This is a genomic window from Azospirillum sp. SYSU D00513 (assembly GCF_017356015.1).
Taxonomy (GTDB): domain Bacteria; phylum Pseudomonadota; class Alphaproteobacteria; order Azospirillales; family Azospirillaceae; genus Azospirillum.
Genome location: NZ_JAFIQV010000060.1, coordinates 15875 through 32285, shown reverse-complemented (window position 1 = coordinate 32285; position 16411 = coordinate 15875). Strand labels below are relative to the sequence as shown.

Sequence of the window (16411 nt, the reverse complement as noted above, 5' to 3'; positions counted from 1 at the left end):
GTGGCGCGCCAGCGCCAGCCTTGACGCGGGACGACCGCCCTGGCACCCAACCTTATTCCTGCTTGATCCGCATCACGGTATCTCCATACCCTTCGGGTTCCGGTTGCTTCGCAAGCTTTGGCCGATCGCCAAGTTCGGCAGCAGCTACGTCGTCACGCTCCACGACGACGTGCTGGAGGTGTTCGCCACCGACACCGCCTTCGAGGCGCCCTACAAGGCGAACCTGGACGTGATCACCGGCCGGCAACCCTTCTTCCTGGGGATGACCGACACGCCGCAGTACAAGGACAGCCTCCGGAACATGCGCGAGGTGGTTCTGGCGAGCGACCTGCCGGAGCTGGGGAACCGCGCCGAGGCGCAGGCGGAGGCGATGGTCGCGGCGTCCGGCGGGACGGTCGAGGTTGTGAACCTCGTGCGGCAGATCAGCTTCGACCTGATAGCGAACTACTTCGGCGTGCCCAAGCCGGAGCAGGGCCGGCTGGACGTCTGGGGCACGCGGCTCTTCGAGTTCCAGTTCGTCGGCTCGCCCAGCGACAAGGACCTGCGCGCCCAGGTGGACGCGATCGCTCCCGCCTTCCGCGCGCACATCGACCGGGAAATCGCCCGCCGGAAGGCGGGGGGAGCCGCTCCGGAGGACGACGTGCTGGCCCGCTGCCTGCGCCGCCAGGCGGAGGGCCGGCCCGGCTACAGCGACGAGGAGATCCGCACGGACCTCCTCTGCATGGTCGTCGGCGGCCCGCCGCAGCCGCCGATGGTCGTGCCTCAGGCCGTCGAGCAGCTCCTCCGCCGTCCCGACGCCCTCGCCCTCGCGGCGAAGACGGCCAGGGCGGGCGACGACGCCTATCTCTGGCGCATCGTGCGGGAAGCCATGCGCTTCGACCCGCTGGCGCCTGGATTGCTGCGCGTCGCGACGAAGGACTGGACGCTGGCGCAGGGCACGCGGCGCGCCCGGACGATCCCGAAGGGGGCGACCGTGGTGGCGGCCATCGCATCCGCGATGATGGACGGGCGCCGGGTTCCCGAGCCGGAGCGCTTCAACCCTGATCGGTCCGCGGACCAGTACATCCACTTCGGCCATGGCCTGCACGAGTGCTTCGGCCGGCACATCAACGAGTGGACGCTGCAACGGATGATCAAGCCGCTGCTTCGGCGTCCCAACCTCCGCCGCGCGCCGGGTCCGCAGGGACACCTGACGAAGGACGGGATCTTCGCGGACCGGCTGGTCGTCCAGTTCGACGAACCCGGCACCGCGCAAGGGAAGTAGAGGCGCGCGGCCCCCTGCCGGAGACGGCCGGGGCCGCGCGCCCCGAACCGGGCCTGATCACCGGCCGTCGGACAGGAGGCTTTCCAGAGCGTCGCCGAGCTGGCGTGGCGTGACAGGCTTGTGGATGATGTGGAGGCCGTGCGACGCCGCTTCCTGCTGGATTTCGGCGCCGGTCTCGCCGGTCAGGATGATCCCCGGCACGTCACGGCCGCAGGCCTGCCGGATCCGCAGGATCGCGTCGGTCCCGGACTGCCGTTCCCGCAGCCGGTAGTCCGAAATGACGATGTCCGGCCGCCGGCCAAGCTCGTCCAGTTCCGCGAGGGCCTGAGGGGCGGAACCGGCGGCCAGCACCTCGTAGCCCCAGGCCTCGAAGATCGCCTTGAGGCCGAGCAGCACGATGGCGTCGTCGTCCACCACCACGGCGAACCGCCCGTTCCCCACCATCTCCTTCGCGGATGCGGGCGCATGGGCCGGTACGGCTTCGCCGAGCGGCAGCTCGACCGTGAAGACGGAGCCTTCGCCCGGGCTCGAGCGGACATGAACGGGGTGGTCGAGCAGATGGGAGAGGCGCTGCACGATGGCCAGCCCCAACCCCAGGCCACGGTTGCGGTCGCGCTCGGGATTGCCGACCTGGTGGAACTCCTGCCAGATCCGCTCCAGATGTTCGGGCGGAATGCCGATGCCGGTGTCCCGGATCCTGAGCTGCAGCCGACCTTCGGCCTCGTGGCACTCGATGCCGATCCGCCCGTGCTCGGTGTAGCGCAAGGCGTTCTCGACGAGGTTGCGCACCATCCGGCCGAGGAGCATGCGGTCGCTGCGCACCACGGAGGGACAGGCCGTGATCTCGAACGCGAGGCCGTCGGCGACGGCGATCGGCTTGTAGGCGGTGCCGATCTGTTCGACGAGATCCTGTATGGAAAAGCTCTCGATGGTCGGCTGAACGACGCCCGCATCGAGTTGCGAGATGTCGAGCAGGCTGTCCAGCAGGTCCCGCAGCGCGTCCAGCCCCCGGCCGAGATGCTTCAGCGCCTCCTGCCCCTTGGCCGCGACATGCGGTTTCAGGATGTCCAGGAACAGCAGGAGCGACTGCATGGGCTGACGGAGGTCGTGCGACGCGGCGGCCAGGAACTTCGACTTGGCGATGTTCGCCCGTTCAGCCTCCTCCTTGGCGCGGCGGAGGGCTTCCTCCATCCGGAGCCGCTCGCTGATGTCATAGAAGACGGTCGCGGCCGCCACGATCTTTCCGGCCTGGTTCCGCACCGGCGCGCTGCTGACCGCGAAGCGCGCCACGCGTTCCTGGTTCTGATGGCCCTCGCCCTCCTGCTCCTGGCCCTCCTGCTCCTGGCTCTGGCGGTAGATCATCTCCTCCTGATCCACGACCTCGCCATGGCGGATGGCCCGCATGGTTGGGTAGTCCTCCGGGGCAAAGGGCCGCCCATCGGTGTGCAGGGCGCCGTACTCCTGGTACCGATCGGGACCGGTGTTCGTCCGCCCATGGCCCAGCAGTTCGATCGCCTTGTCGTTCAGCGCCAGGGCACGGCCGCTCGGCGCCTCGACGATGGAGATGCCGACCGGAGCCTGCCGGATGACGGCGCCCAGCAGTTCCCGGTCGAGCCTTCTTTGCTCCTCGCTCTCGATCAGGGCCTGTTCGGCCCGTTTGTGGTCCGTGATGTCGCGGAACAGGATGGCCAGGCCTTCCTCGGTGGGATAGGCCTTCATCTCCAGCCACAGGTTGTGACGGTCGCTGACGTAATTGTGCTCGAAGGCGATCGGCACCCGCTCCCGCATGACGCGGCGGTAATTCGTCTCGACCTGCGTTCCAATGGATCCCGGCCAGACGTCCCAGTGCGTGCGGCCGAGCAGTTCCTCCGCCGTCCGGCCGTCGATGCGCAGGGCCTCGCCGTTGACCTCCACGAGGCGGAAGTCGCGGTCCATGATGCAGAAGCCTTCGCCGATGCTCTCCAGTATGGCTTCGCGCCCCGCGGCGACCGCGGCCCACCGCCTCTCGGCCTCCTGATGCGCCTGCTCCGCCAGCGTCCGCTCGGTCACATCCTCCACGTGATGGATGATCCAGGCGACGTCGCCCTTCCCGTCCAGAACGGGCGTGTTGCGGGAGCTCCAGTACCGCTCCTCGAACCCGCCGCCCAGGCTTTGCGGGCGCCGGATGTCGTATCTCTGCACCGCCATCACATCCGGGCGGCGGGTCTCCAGCACCCGGCGCAGCGACGCACCCAGGTTGCCCACCCCGTTCGCGGTGGGATCATCCGGGTTGTCGGGCATCACCTCGAAGATATGACGGCCGACGATCTCCTCGCGCCGCGTCATCGTCGCCTTCAGGTAGGCGTCATTGACGGCGACGATGATCAGGTCCGGCGAGACCATGAGATACGGCGAGGGCGTCGCATCGAACACGGCGTGAAAGTCCGGAAACGCCCGGTTCATCGACCCGCTCATGTCGCCCGGACGCGATGTAAATCCAGGCAATCCGGTTCCGGTGTCGGGGAGATGCTCTGGCTGATGCGCTTGGGCATGGAGTCACGAAGCGGAAAGGGGTGGGTGGCACGTTGTGCAACAACATGGCAGCCGGGCGTCCGTTTCGGAAAGAGCGAAATGGACGAGGCTGCCAGGGGAGGGGTCCGCGCCGCCGGTCTCCACAAGCCAGTTGATAATCGTTCTTAACAACGGTAAGGGAGATGACGCCGCGTCCGTCCGGTGACGCGGCGCCCTTTCCGTCCGCAGACGATGCCGATGCCGCCGATGCCCGCCACGCTGGTTCAGATCTTCGCCGCGGAACGGTCCCGGCTGGTGCGGCTGATCGGACGCATCGTCGGCTGCCGCGCCACGGCGGAAGACTTGGCGCAGGATGCCTTCCTGCGGCTGTGGGACAGGCGGGACGGCTGCGAGGATGCGGGATACCTGTTCCGCACGGCCCGGAACATCGCCATCGACCATCTGCGGGCGCAGCGCGTCCGCGACCGGCACGCCGAGGCCGCGGCGGCGGAGCCGCCCGCCGGCGGCGTGACGCCGGACGACACCGCATCCGCGCGGGAGGAACTGGAACTGCTGCACGACACCCTGTCCGCCCTGCCGGAGCGGGTGCAGCGGGTCTTCCTCCTGAACCGGCTCGACGGGTTGAGCTACAACGACATCGCCGTGGAACTGGGCGTGTCCGTCAGCACGGTGGAGAAGGACATGATCCGGGCGCTCGCCGCCTGCCGGCGCCGGCTGCCCGGCCGCGGACCGCGATAGGGCCGGCGGGAGCGAAAAATCTTGAGGATTCCGACCCTCCCCGCCGTTCCTGATGCAGGAACACCCGACATGCACGCCGCCCCGCCGGAAACCCTCCCGCCGACATGAGCACGGACAAGGAAACAAGGCCCGACACGCCGCCGCCTCCATCACCCGCGCCGGACAGGGCGGGGGAGGAGGCGATTGCCTGGTATGTCCGTCTGAAGGACCCCGGGGCGACGGACGCCGACCGGGCGGCCTTCGCCGTCTGGCTGGACGCTTCGGCGGAGAATCGCCGCGCCTATGCCGAAGCGGGGGAACTGTGGAGCCGCCTCGCGGAACCGGCGGCCCGGCTGGGGGCCGGCGGCTGGTACCGTGCGCCGTCGCGGCGATTGGATTGGAGATGGGCGGGCTCGAGACGTGCGGGCCGGGGTTGGATGAGCGCGCGCGCATGGGCGTCCTTCGCCCTCGCGGCCTCCGTCCTGCTCGCCGCCGTGGGCTTGTGGTGGCGCGATCCGGGCCTTGCCGACCGGCTGCTGGCCGATCACGCGACAGCACCCGGCGAACGGCGGGAGGCCGTGCTGGCCGACGGGTCGCGGCTGCTGCTCGACGCGGACAGCGCCGTGTCCGTCACGATCACCGGCACGGAGCGGCGGGTGGATCTCCGGCGCGGGCGCGTCTGGCTGGACGTCGCCCATGACCCGGCGCTCGGCTTCCGCGTCGTGGCGGGATCGGTGGAGGCGCGCGTGCTCGGCACGGCCTTCGAGGTGGATCGGCAGACAGGCCAGGGACTCGACGCGGTGATCGTCACGGTGGAGCGCGGCCGCGTGGCGGTGGATTCCGCGAACCGGCCGGCCGAAGGCGTCGTGCTGTCGGCGGGGCAGCGCGCGCGGGTGGCGCCGGGCGTCCGGACGCTGCCGCAAACCGTGTCCCCGGACACCGCCTTCGCGTGGCGGCGCGGGCTGGTCCTGTTCGACCGGGTGCCGCTGGCCGAGGTCGCCGTGGCGCTCGACCGCATGAGCAAGGGACGGGTCCTGATCCCCGACGAAACCTTGCGAGGCCTGACCCTTTCGGGCGTGTTCCGCGCCGACGACCCCGACGCGGTGCTGGACGCCCTGCGCAGCGCGCTGGGCATCCGGACCACGGTCCTGCCGGGCATGGCGACGCTGATCCACCGCTGAGAGGAAAGCAACCAGAACGTCCGTGATCCGATGAGATCCAGCGCCTGCCCGGCGGCAAGTTTTCAAAACAGCCTGCAGGAAACCCGGCGCGGTTCAGTTGATGGCCGGACGTCTCATCAGACGGCACTCTTTCGAGCAAGGCGGCTGATGAACGGGATCGCGAGAGCAGCCACGACAGCGACTCCGGCCGCCACATAACCGACACTTGCAACGCCCCAGCGTTCGATCACAGCGCCACCGATGATCGCACCGAACCCAATGCCGGCATTCGCCATGGAAACATTGAGAGTCCCGGCGAGAGCCTGTGCATGCGATGCGGCGCGCATGACGCGAACTTGGCAGATCGGGTAAAGCGCGGTGTTGGCGAGGCCCCAGACGGCGAGCGGGACCGCGAGTAGGGCTTGGTTGTCCGCCATCGGTACGGTCGCGGCCATGCCAATGGCAAGCACGAGAGCAACGATGAACGTCGCACGTAGCGGGTTCTGCCCAACCATGTAACCGCCAAGCCAATTCCCGGCGAGACCGACCACGCCAAACCCCATCAACCACCAGCCGACCGCAGCCGAGGACACCCCAGCAACCTGTTCCAGGAGGTCAGCCAGGTAAGTGTAGGCGGTGAACGATGCGGTGAAGATGATGACCGAAAGGGCGATGTGGGCGAGAAAGAGGGGATCTCGCAGGATCCGCAGCTGGTGGGTGAGTGGAACGCGCGTTTGCTTTGCAATCCTCGGCATGACGCGCGCCAGCAGGGCGGCCATGACCAGCGACAGCAGCGCGAGTGCCCAGAACGTGCCCCGCCAACCGAACACAGTGCCCGCCAGTGTGCCGACCGGAATACCAAGCACCATTGCCCCGGCGATGCCCAGGTAAACGTTCGCAACAGCGTTTGCGGAGCGCGCAGGGCCCGCGATCTTGGCGGCCGTCTCGCTCGCCGTGCCCCAGAAGACCGGAAGCGCCAGGGCCGGTACGAAGCGTCCGAGTGCCAACACCCAGATGTTGGGGGCGAGTGCGGCAAGCGCATTGGATGCGGCGAAGATGAGCAGCAGCGTGACGAACAGCCGCTTGCGGTCGAGATGCGAGAGAAGCGCTGTCAGGATTGGACCAAACAGCATCACGGTGAAAGCGAACAAAGTGACGAGCCACCCCGCCGTTGGGATGGAAACGCCGAGATCCCGTGCCAGGCTCGGGAGCAGTCCCACGATCACGAATTCAGTGGTGACGATGACAAAGGCGGAGATGGCAAGCAGCAGGACTGCGAGCGCACCGCCTCCAGATGCCAGGATACCGGCGTCGCTGGCCCGCGAAGAATGAGCGGTGGTGGTCATGATAGCCTCCAAGCTGAGGCCGCCTATCTAATCTTGACGGCTGCGAAAGGCTCGCGCCAATAATTCGAATCATTCTTGATGCTCTGTCCACAATCAAGGAAAAGCCATGCTGCCGTCCGAACGGCTCAAAGGGATCGAGGCCTTCGTCGCTGCTGCCGACCTGGGCAGCTTCACTGCCGCAGCAAACCGGCTCAATCTCACGATTTCGGCGATCAGCAAGAGCGTGGCGCGGTTGGAGACGCGCCTTGGTTGCCGTCTGTTCGAGCGGACGACACGCAAGCTAACGCTCACCGATGCAGGCTCAGCCTTCTACGCGACCTGCGTGCGCGTGCTGGCGGAGCTTGCGGACGCAGAGGCCGTACTCGCAGCACATGGGTCGGAACCCGTCGGGCGCCTCAAGATCGATGTTCCGGTTGCCTTCGGTCGTATGCGGGTGATGCCTTTGCTGCTGCGTTTTGCGGAGCGCCATCCGGCACTTCGCCCCGAGGTTGGTTTTACCGACCGGTTCGTCGATATACTGGAAGAGAGGATCGATGTCGCGGTTCGGATTGGTGCCTCTCAGGCCTGGGCTGACGGCCTCGGGCAGCGCTATCTTGGCACCGAGCGTCTCATTTTTTGCGCTGCACCCGCTTATATCGAGCGCCGGGGTATTCCCCGAGATCCCGACGATCTGGCTCGCTTCGATTGCATTTTGTACGGGCGCTCCGACGGCAGCACGGCGGCTTGGCGCTTCGGTGAAGCGGGTGGTGTGGAGCATCGCACAATGAGCGGCCGCATCATCCTCGGCAGCGCCGAGGCGCAGGTCGAAGCGGTTAAGGCAGGCTTTGGTATTGCTCAACTCGCGACTTGGCTCATTAACGAGGATCTTGATCGCGGTACATTGGTCGAGGTGCTGCCCGATTGCGCGACCGACGGATTGCCGCTACATCTCATCTGGCCGAAGAGCCGACAACTCAGCCCTAAAGTTGATGCGCTGCTTGAACTTCTTGGCAGTGAATTGCGCATCGACTGATAAGGCGCTCTGTCTGATTGGTGGCGATCGTCCGCCGCAAGCAGGGAATTGGCAATCGTTTGGGCAATCCGCTGCGGGCAGTCTGCTCAACGGTGTGTTCATCCTGGATACCCGACCTATGGGCGCCGATCTGCGAAGAAACCAGCGGCGGGGCGTCATTCTGTTCCTCGTCAACTCGATGCAACACCGAGCCCTCAGCCGTAGAACCAGCGCGCCGGGACGGTGACGAGGGACGGAATGAGGATGAGCTGGGCGAGCATGATGAGCTGGGCGAGCATGAAGGGCCACACGCCCCGGATCAGACTGCCCATGCTGATCCTGGACACGTCCGCCACCACGTTCGGAACCATGCCCACCGCCACCAGCGCCATTCGGCGATCGCTATTGAGGCCGTAATGATGCTGCCCCCCGCGTTTGGCCGGGCATGGCGACGCTGATCCACCGCTGAGAAAAAATCGTCGGCGGCGACGAAAAAACCGATGAGGACATCCCCGCCCCCGCTCGTTGCTCATTATGCGAATGCGATGCAATCGCAGGAAAAGGCAGGATCGACAGGTGGGAAGAATGACGAGGATCGGCGGGAGGGGGCTGCGCGGCTGTGCGCCGCTGGCGGCTTCCATCGCGGTGATGGTGGCGGCCGGCGGCGCCCATGCGGATGGGCAGGGTCCGCAGGGAAGCGTCCTGGAAGGTACGGCGGTCCCGGTGGCGGAAGGCGCGCCCGCTCCGCAGCTGGCGCAGGTAGGGCCGGCCTTCCGGCTGGACATCCCGGCCAAGCCCCTGCTGGCGGCGCTGGCCGACTTCACGGCGGCGACCGGCGTCCAGGTGGTCCAGCAGAGCGCGCAAGGTTTGAGCGGCACCTCCGCCCCGGTGAGCGGCACGCTCACGGCCGGGGAGGCGCTGGCGCGGCTGCTGGGCGGAACCGGCTTCGTGCACCGCATGACCGGCCCCGGCACCGCCGTGATCGAGCGGGTGGAGGCGCAGGGCGCCGTCCTGCTCGACCCCGTGATGGTGCAGGGGCAGAGCATGCGGGGCGGCGGCGCCGGGCCGGTGGACGGCTACGTCGCGTCCGCCGGCGTCGGCGGCACGAAGACCGACACGCCGCTGGTCGAGACGCCGCAGTCCATCACCGTCGTGCCGCGCCGGCAGATCGAGGACCAGGGGTCTCAGACCGTGATGCAGGCGCTGCGCTACACGCCTGGCGCCTTCACCGGGCAGGTCGGCGCGTCCAACCGCTACGATTACGTGATCCTGCGCGGCTTCACCGACCGCAGCATCGAGAACACCTATCTCGATGGCCTCAAGCTGATGGGCGATGATTCGACCTACAGCTCGATGCAGGTCGACCCCTATTTCCTGGAGCGCATCGAGGCGATCCGCGGCCCCTCCTCCGTTCTGTACGGCCGCAGCTCGCCGGGCGGGCTGATCGCCATGACCAGCAAGAAGCCGCTGTTCGAGCCGCACGCCGAGGTGGAGGCGACCATCGGCACGCGCGACCAGCGCGGGGCGGGTTTCGACGTCGGCGGCCCGCTCGGCGAGAGTGGGAATCTCGCCTACCGGCTAGTCGGGCTGGCCGACGCCGCCGACACCCAGTACGACCACGCCAAGGAGAAGCGCTACGCCATAGCGCCGTCCTTCACCGCCGAACTCGGCGAGGACAGCAGCCTGACGCTCATGGGCTATTTCCAGCATGACCCGGAGGGCGGCACGCACAACGGCGTCCCGGCGGAGGGCACGCTGTTCGCCCGCAACGGCCGTTTCATCGAGCGCGGCTTCTTCGACGGCGAACCCGGCCGCGAGACGTTCGAGCGCACGCAGCGCATGGTCGGCTACCAGTTCGAACACCGGTTCGACGACCGCCTGTCGGTGCGCCAGAACCTGCGCTATCTGGATTCCGACGTCCGCATCGACCAGATCTACCAGATCGGCTGGGCCGGCCAGTCGGACCTGCTGAGCCGCTATTACGGCGGCGGCGACGAAAGCCTCCAGGCGCTGACCGTCGACAACCAGGCGCAGCTGGAGCTGTCCACCGGCCCGCTCCGCCACACGCTTCTGGCCGGCCTCGACTACCAGCATCGCCGCACCAAGAATGACTGGACCTTCGGGAGCGCCGCGAGCATCGACGCCTTTGCCCCCGTCTACGGATCGGACGGCGTCACGGGCGCCTACGGGCAGAAGAACACGCGCCGCCTGAACCAGATCGGCGTCTATCTTCAGGATCAGATCGCGCTGGACCGGTGGCGGCTGTCCTTCGGCGGGCGCTACGACTGGGTGGAGACCGCCAACCTCAACCGCCTGACCGACGTGGAAAAGGGCGAGAATCGCGGGAAGCTCACCGGGCGCGCCGGGCTGCTCTACCTGTTCGACAGTGGGCTGGCGCCTTACGCCAGCTGGTCCCAGTCCTTCAGCCCCAACCTCTACACGGGTGCGGACGGCAACCCGCTGGAGCCGACCACCGGCGTGCAGTACGAGGCCGGCGTGAAGTACCAGCCGCCGCGCAGCGAAAGCCTGGTCAGCGCCGCGCTGTTCCACATCGAGCAGGACAACGTCGCCGTCGCCGACCCGAACACGTTCGTCTACCGCCCGGTCGGCACCATCCGGTCGCGGGGGCTGGAACTGGAGGGGCGCCTTCAGGTGACGGAAACCTTCGCCCTGCTCGCGGGCTACAGCTACACGGATGTCGTCTACAAGACCTCGCCCAACGGCAAGGAGGGGAACAGGCCGCCCCAGATCCCGAAGCACATGGCCTCGCTGTGGGGCAGCTACGGCTTCACGGAGGGGGCGCTGGAAAACCTGACCCTGGGTGCGGGCCTGCGCGTCACCGGGCGGAGCTGGGCCGACTCCCTCAACACGCGGCAGGTGCCGGCCCATGCGGTGATCGACGCCTCGCTGCGCTACGGGCTCGGCGCGCTGGGGCTGGAGGGCACGGAGCTGCGGGTGAACGCGAACAACCTGCTGAACAAGAGCTACATCGCCTCCTGCCTGGAACTCGCCAACTGCTACTTCGGCGAAGGGCGCAGCGTGACGGCCACGCTGAGCCACCGCTTCTGATGCGCCTCGAACGCACGAAACCCGGTGCGCCGCCGCTCGGCGGCGTGCCGGCGGCAGGAACCGGCCGGGCGATGGTCCGGTCCCTGCCGGTCCGGTCCGTGCCAGTCCGGTCCGTGCTGGTCCGGCTGCACCGCTGGCTTGGGCTGGCGACCGCGCTGTTCCTGGCCGTGGCCGGCCTGACGGGCAGCGTGCTCGCGTTCCAGCACGAGCTGGACGAATGGCTGAACCCGCACTTTTACGCGGTGTCCGGCGGCGCGCCCGCGCTGCCGCCGGAACGGCTGATCGAGACCGTCGAGCGGGCGCATCCGGCCCTGCAGGTCTGGTACATGGAATATGCCGGCGAGGGCGACCATTCCGCCCTGCTGGGGACCGTGCCGCGCACCGACCCGGCGACGGGGCAGCCCTTCGCCGTGACGCAGTATGTCTTTTACCTCGATCCGGCCACGGGCAAGGAATTGGGGCGGCGCCAGTGGGGGCAGTGCTGCTTTGAGCCGGAAAACCTCGTGCCCTTCCTGCTGGAGTTCCACTACACCCTGCGGCTTCCGGGGAACTGGGGGCTCTACCTCATGGGCGGGGTCGCGATCCTCTGGACGCTGGACTGCCTGATCGCGCTGCTGCTTACCTTCCCCAGGGGGCGGCCCTTCTTCGCCAAGTGGCGGCCGGCCTGGACGGTCAAGCCGGGCAACGCGCACCGCGTCACGCTGGACCTCCACCGCGCGGGCGGGCTGTGGCTGTGGCTCATCCTGCTGCCGGTCGCCGTCAGCAGCATCGCCATGAACCTGCCGAGCCAGGTCTTCAAACCGGCCGTGTCGCTGTTCTCGCCGGCCCCCCTCAGCGTCTACGAGCAGCGCGCCCGGATGCCCCGCGAGGATCTCGGCACCACCAAGCTCAGCTATGGTCAGGCGCTCGCGCGGGCAAAGGAGGAGGCGGCCTTCCGTGGTGTGCGGGAGCCTGTGGGCGAGCTCTATTACAGCTTCGAATACAACTTCTATGGGTTCGGCTTCGGCGACCATGACGCGCCAAGGGGAAGCGCCTGGATCTTCGTGCACGGAACGGACGGGCATTTCCTCGGCCAGGAGATCCCCGGCCAGGGCAGCGCCGGCGAGAGATTCGTGCAGTGGCAGACGCCGATCCACGGCGGCCGCATCGCCGGGCTTCCCGGCCGGATCGTCGTGGCCGTCACCGGCGTCGCCATCGCCGTGCTGTCGGTGACCGGCATCCTGATCTGGTGGCGCAAGCGGCGCGCGCGGCGGGCGGCGCGGCCCGCCTCATGACGCCGGCCCGGCCGCCGCGATGCGGTCCCGCAGATGAGACACGGCGCGCAGGGCGCGCGAGGACAGCGGCCATTCCGACCGGTGGATCAGCCAGATGGTGTCGCACACCGGGCTTCCGCACTCCACCACCCGGACGGCCTCGGCCCTGGCGAAGGCCTGCCGGGCGTAGCGCGGGACGACCGTGAAGCCGAGGCCGCGCGCGACGGGCTCCAGGATCAGCCCGACCTGGTTGCTGAAGCCATGGCAGGGCAGGGCGCGCACGCCGGGATTCCCGGGAAAGCGCCGGCCCAGGAGGCGGCCCGCCATCGCCTGCCCGTCCGGGTGGTCGATGAAGCCCAGCCGCTCCAGGTCGCTCCAGCCCTTCACCTCCTGCCCGGCGGGAACCACGAGTTCCAGCGGTTCCTCCGTGAAGGGGGCCGCGGCGATGCGCGGGTCCTCGGGCTTGAAGGTGAGCAGGCCAAGCTCGAAACGGTTCTGCAGCACCGCCTCCAGCACCTCCGGATCGGGGGCGAAGCGGTGGCGGACGGTGAGGCCGCGGTTGGCCTCCTGAAGGTCCAGCAGCATCGGGTAGAGAAACAGCCCGACGCTGCCCGGCGAGATCAGGCTGATCTCGCCGCTCGCGGCGTCCGCGTCGGACAGGCGGATCCGCAGCCGCTTGTCCGCCTGGTCGACCGCCCGGCAATAGTCGAGAAGCGCCTCGCCCGCGGGCGTCAGCGCGAGCTGGCGCGGCCGGCGGATGAGGAGCGGACCCATCCGGTCCTCCAGATGCCGCACATGCTGGCTCACCGCCGCCTGGGTCAGGCCGAGGCGGTCGGCGGTCCGCGTGAAACTGCCGAGTTCCGCCAGCGCCGCGAAGCTCCTCAGCCATTGGGGATTCATCATAACGAACTCTTATCGGGGCGATAAGGAAGGCTTCGTTTACATTATGCCACAGCCGGCCTAGCTTGGCCCGGAATCTCCTCATCCGCTTCTCCGGTCCGAGCCCCGGACGGGGAGCGGAGGGGGCTCCCGATCTTCCGGCAAGGACGAACACGAACGACATGTCAGCCCTGTTCACTCCCTATCGGCTCAAGGACGTCAGCCTGCGCAACCGCATCGCGGTGCCGCCCATGTGCCAGTACAGCGCCGTCGACGGCGTGACCAACGACTGGCACCTCGCCCATTACACCGGCCTCGCGCGCGGCGGCGCCGGCCTCGTCATCGTCGAGGCGACGGCCGTGTCCCCGGAAGGGCGCATCACGCCGGGCTGCACCGGGCTGTGGACCGACGAGCAGGCCGGCGGCATGGCGCGCATCGCCGCCGCCATCAAGTCCGCCGGCGCCGTGCCCGGCATCCAGATCGGCCATGCCGGGCGCAAGGCCAGCGCCAACCGCCCCTGGGAAGGCGACGACCACATCGGCGAGGACGACCCGCGCGGCTGGGAAACCCTGTCCCCATCGGCGGTGGCCTTCGGCGCGAACCTGCCCAAGGTCCCCAAGGCCATGACGCTGGAGGATATCGAGCGGGTCAAGGCCGACTTCGTGGCCGCCGCCCGCCGCGCCCGGGACGCCGGCTTCGAATGGCTGGAGCTGCATTTCGCCCACGGCTATCTGGCGCAGAGCTTCTTCTCCGTGCACGCCAACCGGCGCGACGACCGCTATGGCGGGGACTTCGCCGGGCGCAGCCGCTTCCTGCTGGAGACGCTGGCGGCCGTGCGCGAGGTCTGGCCGGAGAATCTGCCGCTGGCCGCGCGCTTCGGCGTGATCGAGTATGACGGGCGCGACGAGCAGACGCTGGCGGAGTCCATCGAACTTGCCAAGGAGTTCCGCCGGGGCGGGCTGGATCTGCTCAGCGTCAGCGTCGGCTTCTCCACCCCGGAGTCCGACATTCCCTGGGGGCCGGCCTTCCTCGCCCCGGTCGCCGGGCGCGTGCGCCGCGAGGCGGAACTGCCGGTGGCCTCGGCCTGGGGCATCGACGCGCCGGAGAACGCGGACCGCGCCGTGGCCGAGGGCGACCTTGACCTCGTGATGGTCGGCCGCGCCCATCTGGCCGACCCGCACTGGCCCTACCACGCGGCACAGCAGCTGAAACTCGAGCGGCCGTCCTGGGTCCTGCCGGCGCCCTACGCGCACTGGCTGGAGCGCTACCGGGTCGCCCGCTGAGGAAGGAAGAGGCCGCCTTGCCCTTCCAGGCGGCCTCGGACCGTCCGGACGGTGTGCCCGCCGAAGGCGCGGGCATCGTCGTTTCCGGACGGAGCCGTGGCGTCACGGTCCTTCCGGGTTCCGTTGCGGCAGCGGCATGCCCCGCCGCATCCAGGAGCGCAGCCCGTCGGCGAGATCCCGGGGCGCGCCGCTGTTCCAGAGCAGGAGCGCCCACACCGCCATCGGATCCGCGGCGCCGGCCAGCAGCGCGAGCGTGCGGCACTGTTCCTGGAAGGGGCCGATCCCGGCCGCGTCGAGGCGAGCCCGGATGTGGGCCTGCCAGCCGTTGCGCAGCTGGTTCCGGGCATCGAACGGATCGACGGCGGGAGAACAGCCCCATCGCGCCGAAGGGCCTCCGGCCGCCGGTGCCGCTCCGCCGCCCGCGAGATTGGCGGTCTTGAGGTCTTCCGCCCGCATGATGCGTCCTCCCTCCTGCCGGCCTCTCTCACCCGCCGAGAAAGGCCTTCAGCCGTTCGGCGGCCAGGGCGGGCGGGAAATGGGTGGAGCGAGCGGCGAGGAGAACATCCTCGATGAAGGACCGGTAGGGATCGGCCGGGTCGCGCGGCGGGCTGGCGGGTTCCACCGGGCCGCCGTAATCCGTGCCGTCTTGAATGAAGCGGCCGTATTCGGACGCCTCCAGGAAGGGGCTGACGAAGACGGAATGGACCGGTGCGTGCTCCTCGCCGACGTGCTGGTTCGCCCGGATCAGCGTGAAGTCGCCGTTGGCGTCCGGCGCCGTCAGGATCTTCAGCCCGTGATGGACCACGGCCTTGTCCTGCGCGTTCATCCGTGCGTCCGTTTCGAAATCCGCCTTCGAATAGAGCTTCTCGACGCTGCCAGCGTCGTTGACGTTCGCGACTTGCATGACCGCCTCCGCGGGAGTTTCGCCGCCCGTTTCGCGCGGCCCCTGCCCCGATGCTCCCGCCGGGAGGCCTTGCGCGCATTGACCCATATCAAGGCTCCCCTCCCTTATCCCGGCGCGGAACCCGTGCGGGAGCGGAGAGGGCATGGGGTTCTTCAGCCAACCCTTCGGCCGGGCGGCGAAGAGGCCGCCGGCATGCGCGGAGAGGTTCATGCGACGGGCCAAGGGCTTGGGGCGGCAGGGCATCACCTTGACCGGCGAGGCCCCGCCGCCACCCCGCCGCGTTCAGTGGGCTTCCGGACGCAGTCCGAGAATGCCGCTGTTCCCAAGGGAGTCAGCCGCATCGCCGCCGCGGGCGATCACGGGCGAGGCCAGCTGGACCTGGCCGACCGGCAACCTCAGCTTGCTTTAAGCGAAGGCCAGATAGCCGTGTGCCTGCTCCTGGTCGCCCAGACTGTTGAAGGACTGCGCGGCGTTCAGGGCCGGCGTCACGGCTTCCCGGATCTCCCGGCTGGCGGTGTGGCTCGCCGCTTTGGCCTGATCGAGCTGTGCCGCGAAATCCGCGGCGAAACCGGCACTGGACATCAAGGCGACAATGGACAGAGCAGCCGTGGCAGTGGCGTAACGGATCATTGTGTTTCTCTTTCGCTGATTTCGTTGAAAGGTCGGGATTGGCAAAGGAAGAGGCCCGCATCCGAGCGCTTCTCACGCTGCGCTTGCATGCCGGCACTGTCCGCCTCGGTTTCATCGATCGGGCCGGATCCGTTTTCCTGGCACCCTCATCACCGGATCGGACGGCTATTCCTGTTCCTGTTCTTGAAAATGGTGGCTGTCGGAGAATGAATTAGGCACCTTAATCCGCATGCCATTATGAGCTCTGTTCATTAGAATTCTTTTCTCGATCGAGAGCCCGTGACGGAAAATCGTTTAGGGACGCTGATGGCCGACGGCTCGCACCGGCCAAGCCGGCACGCGCGTCGGGGCGAAAGCTTCGGCGGACGTCCCTCTGGCAAAGTTGGGCAGCGGTATGTCGCGGA

At 68.3% G+C, this 16411-nt stretch carries 14 protein-coding genes; 7 read left to right on the top strand and 7 right to left on the bottom strand.

Annotation, left to right across the window (positions count from 1 at the left end):
- Positions 1-103: 103 nt before the first annotated feature.
- Positions 104-1264, top strand: coding sequence for a cytochrome P450 (locus JUB11_RS29125; protein ID WP_207462304.1), 1161 nt, complete (start codon positions 104-106; stop codon positions 1262-1264).
- A 57-nt stretch (positions 1265-1321) separates the two neighbouring features.
- On the opposite strand, the gene JUB11_RS29120 is transcribed toward JUB11_RS29125, so the two are convergent.
- A complete protein-coding gene (locus tag JUB11_RS29120; protein ID WP_207462303.1) occupies positions 1322-3676 on the bottom strand; it encodes a PAS domain-containing protein in 2355 nt (784 codons plus the stop codon).
- Positions 3677-4012: 336 nt separating this feature from the next.
- Here JUB11_RS29120 and JUB11_RS29115 point away from each other — a divergent pair, with 336 nt between their 5' ends.
- Complete coding sequence (locus JUB11_RS29115; protein WP_207462302.1) at positions 4013-4513, top strand: sigma-70 family RNA polymerase sigma factor; 501 nt, start codon at positions 4013-4015, stop codon at positions 4511-4513.
- Between the two features lie 104 nt (positions 4514-4617).
- Positions 4618-5673, top strand: coding sequence for a FecR family protein (locus JUB11_RS29110; RefSeq protein ID WP_207462301.1), 1056 nt, complete (start codon positions 4618-4620; stop codon positions 5671-5673).
- 116 nt (positions 5674-5789) lie between these two features.
- Here JUB11_RS29110 and JUB11_RS29105 read toward each other — a convergent pair whose 3' ends face one another.
- The gene (locus tag JUB11_RS29105) at positions 5790-6998 is read right to left on the bottom strand and encodes an MFS transporter (RefSeq protein ID WP_207462300.1); all 1209 of its coding nucleotides are present in this window, start codon (positions 6996-6998) and stop codon (positions 5790-5792) included.
- Between the two features lie 106 nt (positions 6999-7104).
- On the opposite strand from JUB11_RS29105, the gene JUB11_RS29100 reads away from it, so the two are divergent.
- Positions 7105-8010 (top strand): LysR family transcriptional regulator, encoded by a 906-nt coding sequence (locus tag JUB11_RS29100; RefSeq protein WP_207462299.1) that lies wholly within the window; start codon positions 7105-7107, stop codon positions 8008-8010.
- A gap of 194 nt (positions 8011-8204) precedes the next feature.
- Here JUB11_RS29100 and JUB11_RS29095 read toward each other — a convergent pair whose 3' ends face one another.
- Positions 8205-8381, bottom strand: a complete 177-nt coding sequence (locus JUB11_RS29095; protein ID WP_247887409.1) for a hypothetical protein — start codon at positions 8379-8381, stop codon at positions 8205-8207.
- A 193-nt stretch (positions 8382-8574) separates the two neighbouring features.
- Between JUB11_RS29095 and JUB11_RS29090 the strand changes: the two genes are divergently transcribed.
- On the top strand, positions 8575-11058 hold the full coding sequence (locus JUB11_RS29090; protein ID WP_207462298.1) for a TonB-dependent siderophore receptor: 2484 nt from the start codon (positions 8575-8577) through the stop codon (positions 11056-11058).
- Complete coding sequence (locus JUB11_RS29085) at positions 11058-12332, top strand: PepSY-associated TM helix domain-containing protein (RefSeq protein ID WP_207462297.1); 1275 nt, start codon at positions 11058-11060, stop codon at positions 12330-12332. The genes JUB11_RS29090 and JUB11_RS29085 overlap by 1 nt, the downstream gene beginning before the upstream one ends.
- Here the strand turns inward: JUB11_RS29085 and JUB11_RS33325 are convergent.
- A complete protein-coding gene (locus JUB11_RS33325) occupies positions 12327-13214 on the bottom strand; it encodes a LysR family transcriptional regulator (protein WP_207462296.1) in 888 nt (295 codons plus the stop codon). The genes JUB11_RS29085 and JUB11_RS33325 overlap by 6 nt on opposite strands.
- A gap of 158 nt (positions 13215-13372) precedes the next feature.
- Between JUB11_RS33325 and JUB11_RS29075 the strand changes: the two genes are divergently transcribed.
- The gene (locus JUB11_RS29075; protein ID WP_207462295.1) at positions 13373-14473 is read left to right on the top strand and encodes an NADH:flavin oxidoreductase/NADH oxidase; all 1101 of its coding nucleotides are present in this window, start codon (positions 13373-13375) and stop codon (positions 14471-14473) included.
- Positions 14474-14575: 102 nt separating this feature from the next.
- Here the strand turns inward: JUB11_RS29075 and JUB11_RS29070 are convergent, their stop codons facing one another.
- The 3 genes from JUB11_RS29070 to JUB11_RS29060 all read right to left on the bottom strand — a co-directional run bounded on the left by JUB11_RS29070 (position 14576) and on the right by JUB11_RS29060 (position 16007).
- A complete protein-coding gene (locus JUB11_RS29070; RefSeq protein WP_207462294.1) occupies positions 14576-14929 on the bottom strand; it encodes a hypothetical protein in 354 nt (117 codons plus the stop codon).
- A gap of 28 nt (positions 14930-14957) precedes the next feature.
- A complete protein-coding gene (locus JUB11_RS29065) occupies positions 14958-15377 on the bottom strand; it encodes a hypothetical protein (protein ID WP_207462293.1) in 420 nt (139 codons plus the stop codon).
- Positions 15378-15782: 405 nt separating this feature from the next.
- Positions 15783-16007 carry a hypothetical protein gene (locus JUB11_RS29060; RefSeq protein WP_207462292.1) on the bottom strand — a complete coding sequence of 75 codons (225 nt, stop codon included), beginning with the start codon at positions 16005-16007 and terminating at the stop codon, positions 15783-15785.
- Positions 16008-16411: the final 404 nt, after the last annotated feature.

Bases quoted from the DNA above. Each gene is read 5' to 3' on its own strand.
- JUB11_RS29115 (WP_207462302.1), top strand. From the start codon at position 4,013: ATGCCGCCGATGCCCGCCACGCTGGTTCAGATCTTCGCCGCGGAACGG.
- JUB11_RS29110 (WP_207462301.1), top strand. From the start codon at position 4,618: ATGAGCACGGACAAGGAAACAAGGCCCGACACGCCGCCGCCTCCATCA.
- JUB11_RS29105 (WP_207462300.1), bottom strand. From the start codon at position 6,998: ATGACCACCACCGCTCATTCTTCGCGGGCCAGCGACGCCGGTATCCTG.
- JUB11_RS29100 (WP_207462299.1), top strand. From the start codon at position 7,105: ATGCTGCCGTCCGAACGGCTCAAAGGGATCGAGGCCTTCGTCGCTGCT.
- JUB11_RS29095 (WP_247887409.1), bottom strand. From the start codon at position 8,381: ATGGCGCTGGTGGCGGTGGGCATGGTTCCGAACGTGGTGGCGGACGTG.
- JUB11_RS29090 (WP_207462298.1), top strand. From the start codon at position 8,575: ATGACGAGGATCGGCGGGAGGGGGCTGCGCGGCTGTGCGCCGCTGGCG.
- JUB11_RS29085 (WP_207462297.1), top strand. From the start codon at position 11,058: ATGCGCCTCGAACGCACGAAACCCGGTGCGCCGCCGCTCGGCGGCGTG.
- JUB11_RS33325 (WP_207462296.1), bottom strand. From the start codon at position 13,214: ATGATGAATCCCCAATGGCTGAGGAGCTTCGCGGCGCTGGCGGAACTC.
- JUB11_RS29075 (WP_207462295.1), top strand. From the start codon at position 13,373: ATGTCAGCCCTGTTCACTCCCTATCGGCTCAAGGACGTCAGCCTGCGC.
- JUB11_RS29070 (WP_207462294.1), bottom strand. From the start codon at position 14,929: ATGCGGGCGGAAGACCTCAAGACCGCCAATCTCGCGGGCGGCGGAGCG.
- JUB11_RS29065 (WP_207462293.1), bottom strand. From the start codon at position 15,377: ATGCAAGTCGCGAACGTCAACGACGCTGGCAGCGTCGAGAAGCTCTAT.
- JUB11_RS29060 (WP_207462292.1), bottom strand. From the start codon at position 16,007: ATGATCCGTTACGCCACTGCCACGGCTGCTCTGTCCATTGTCGCCTTG.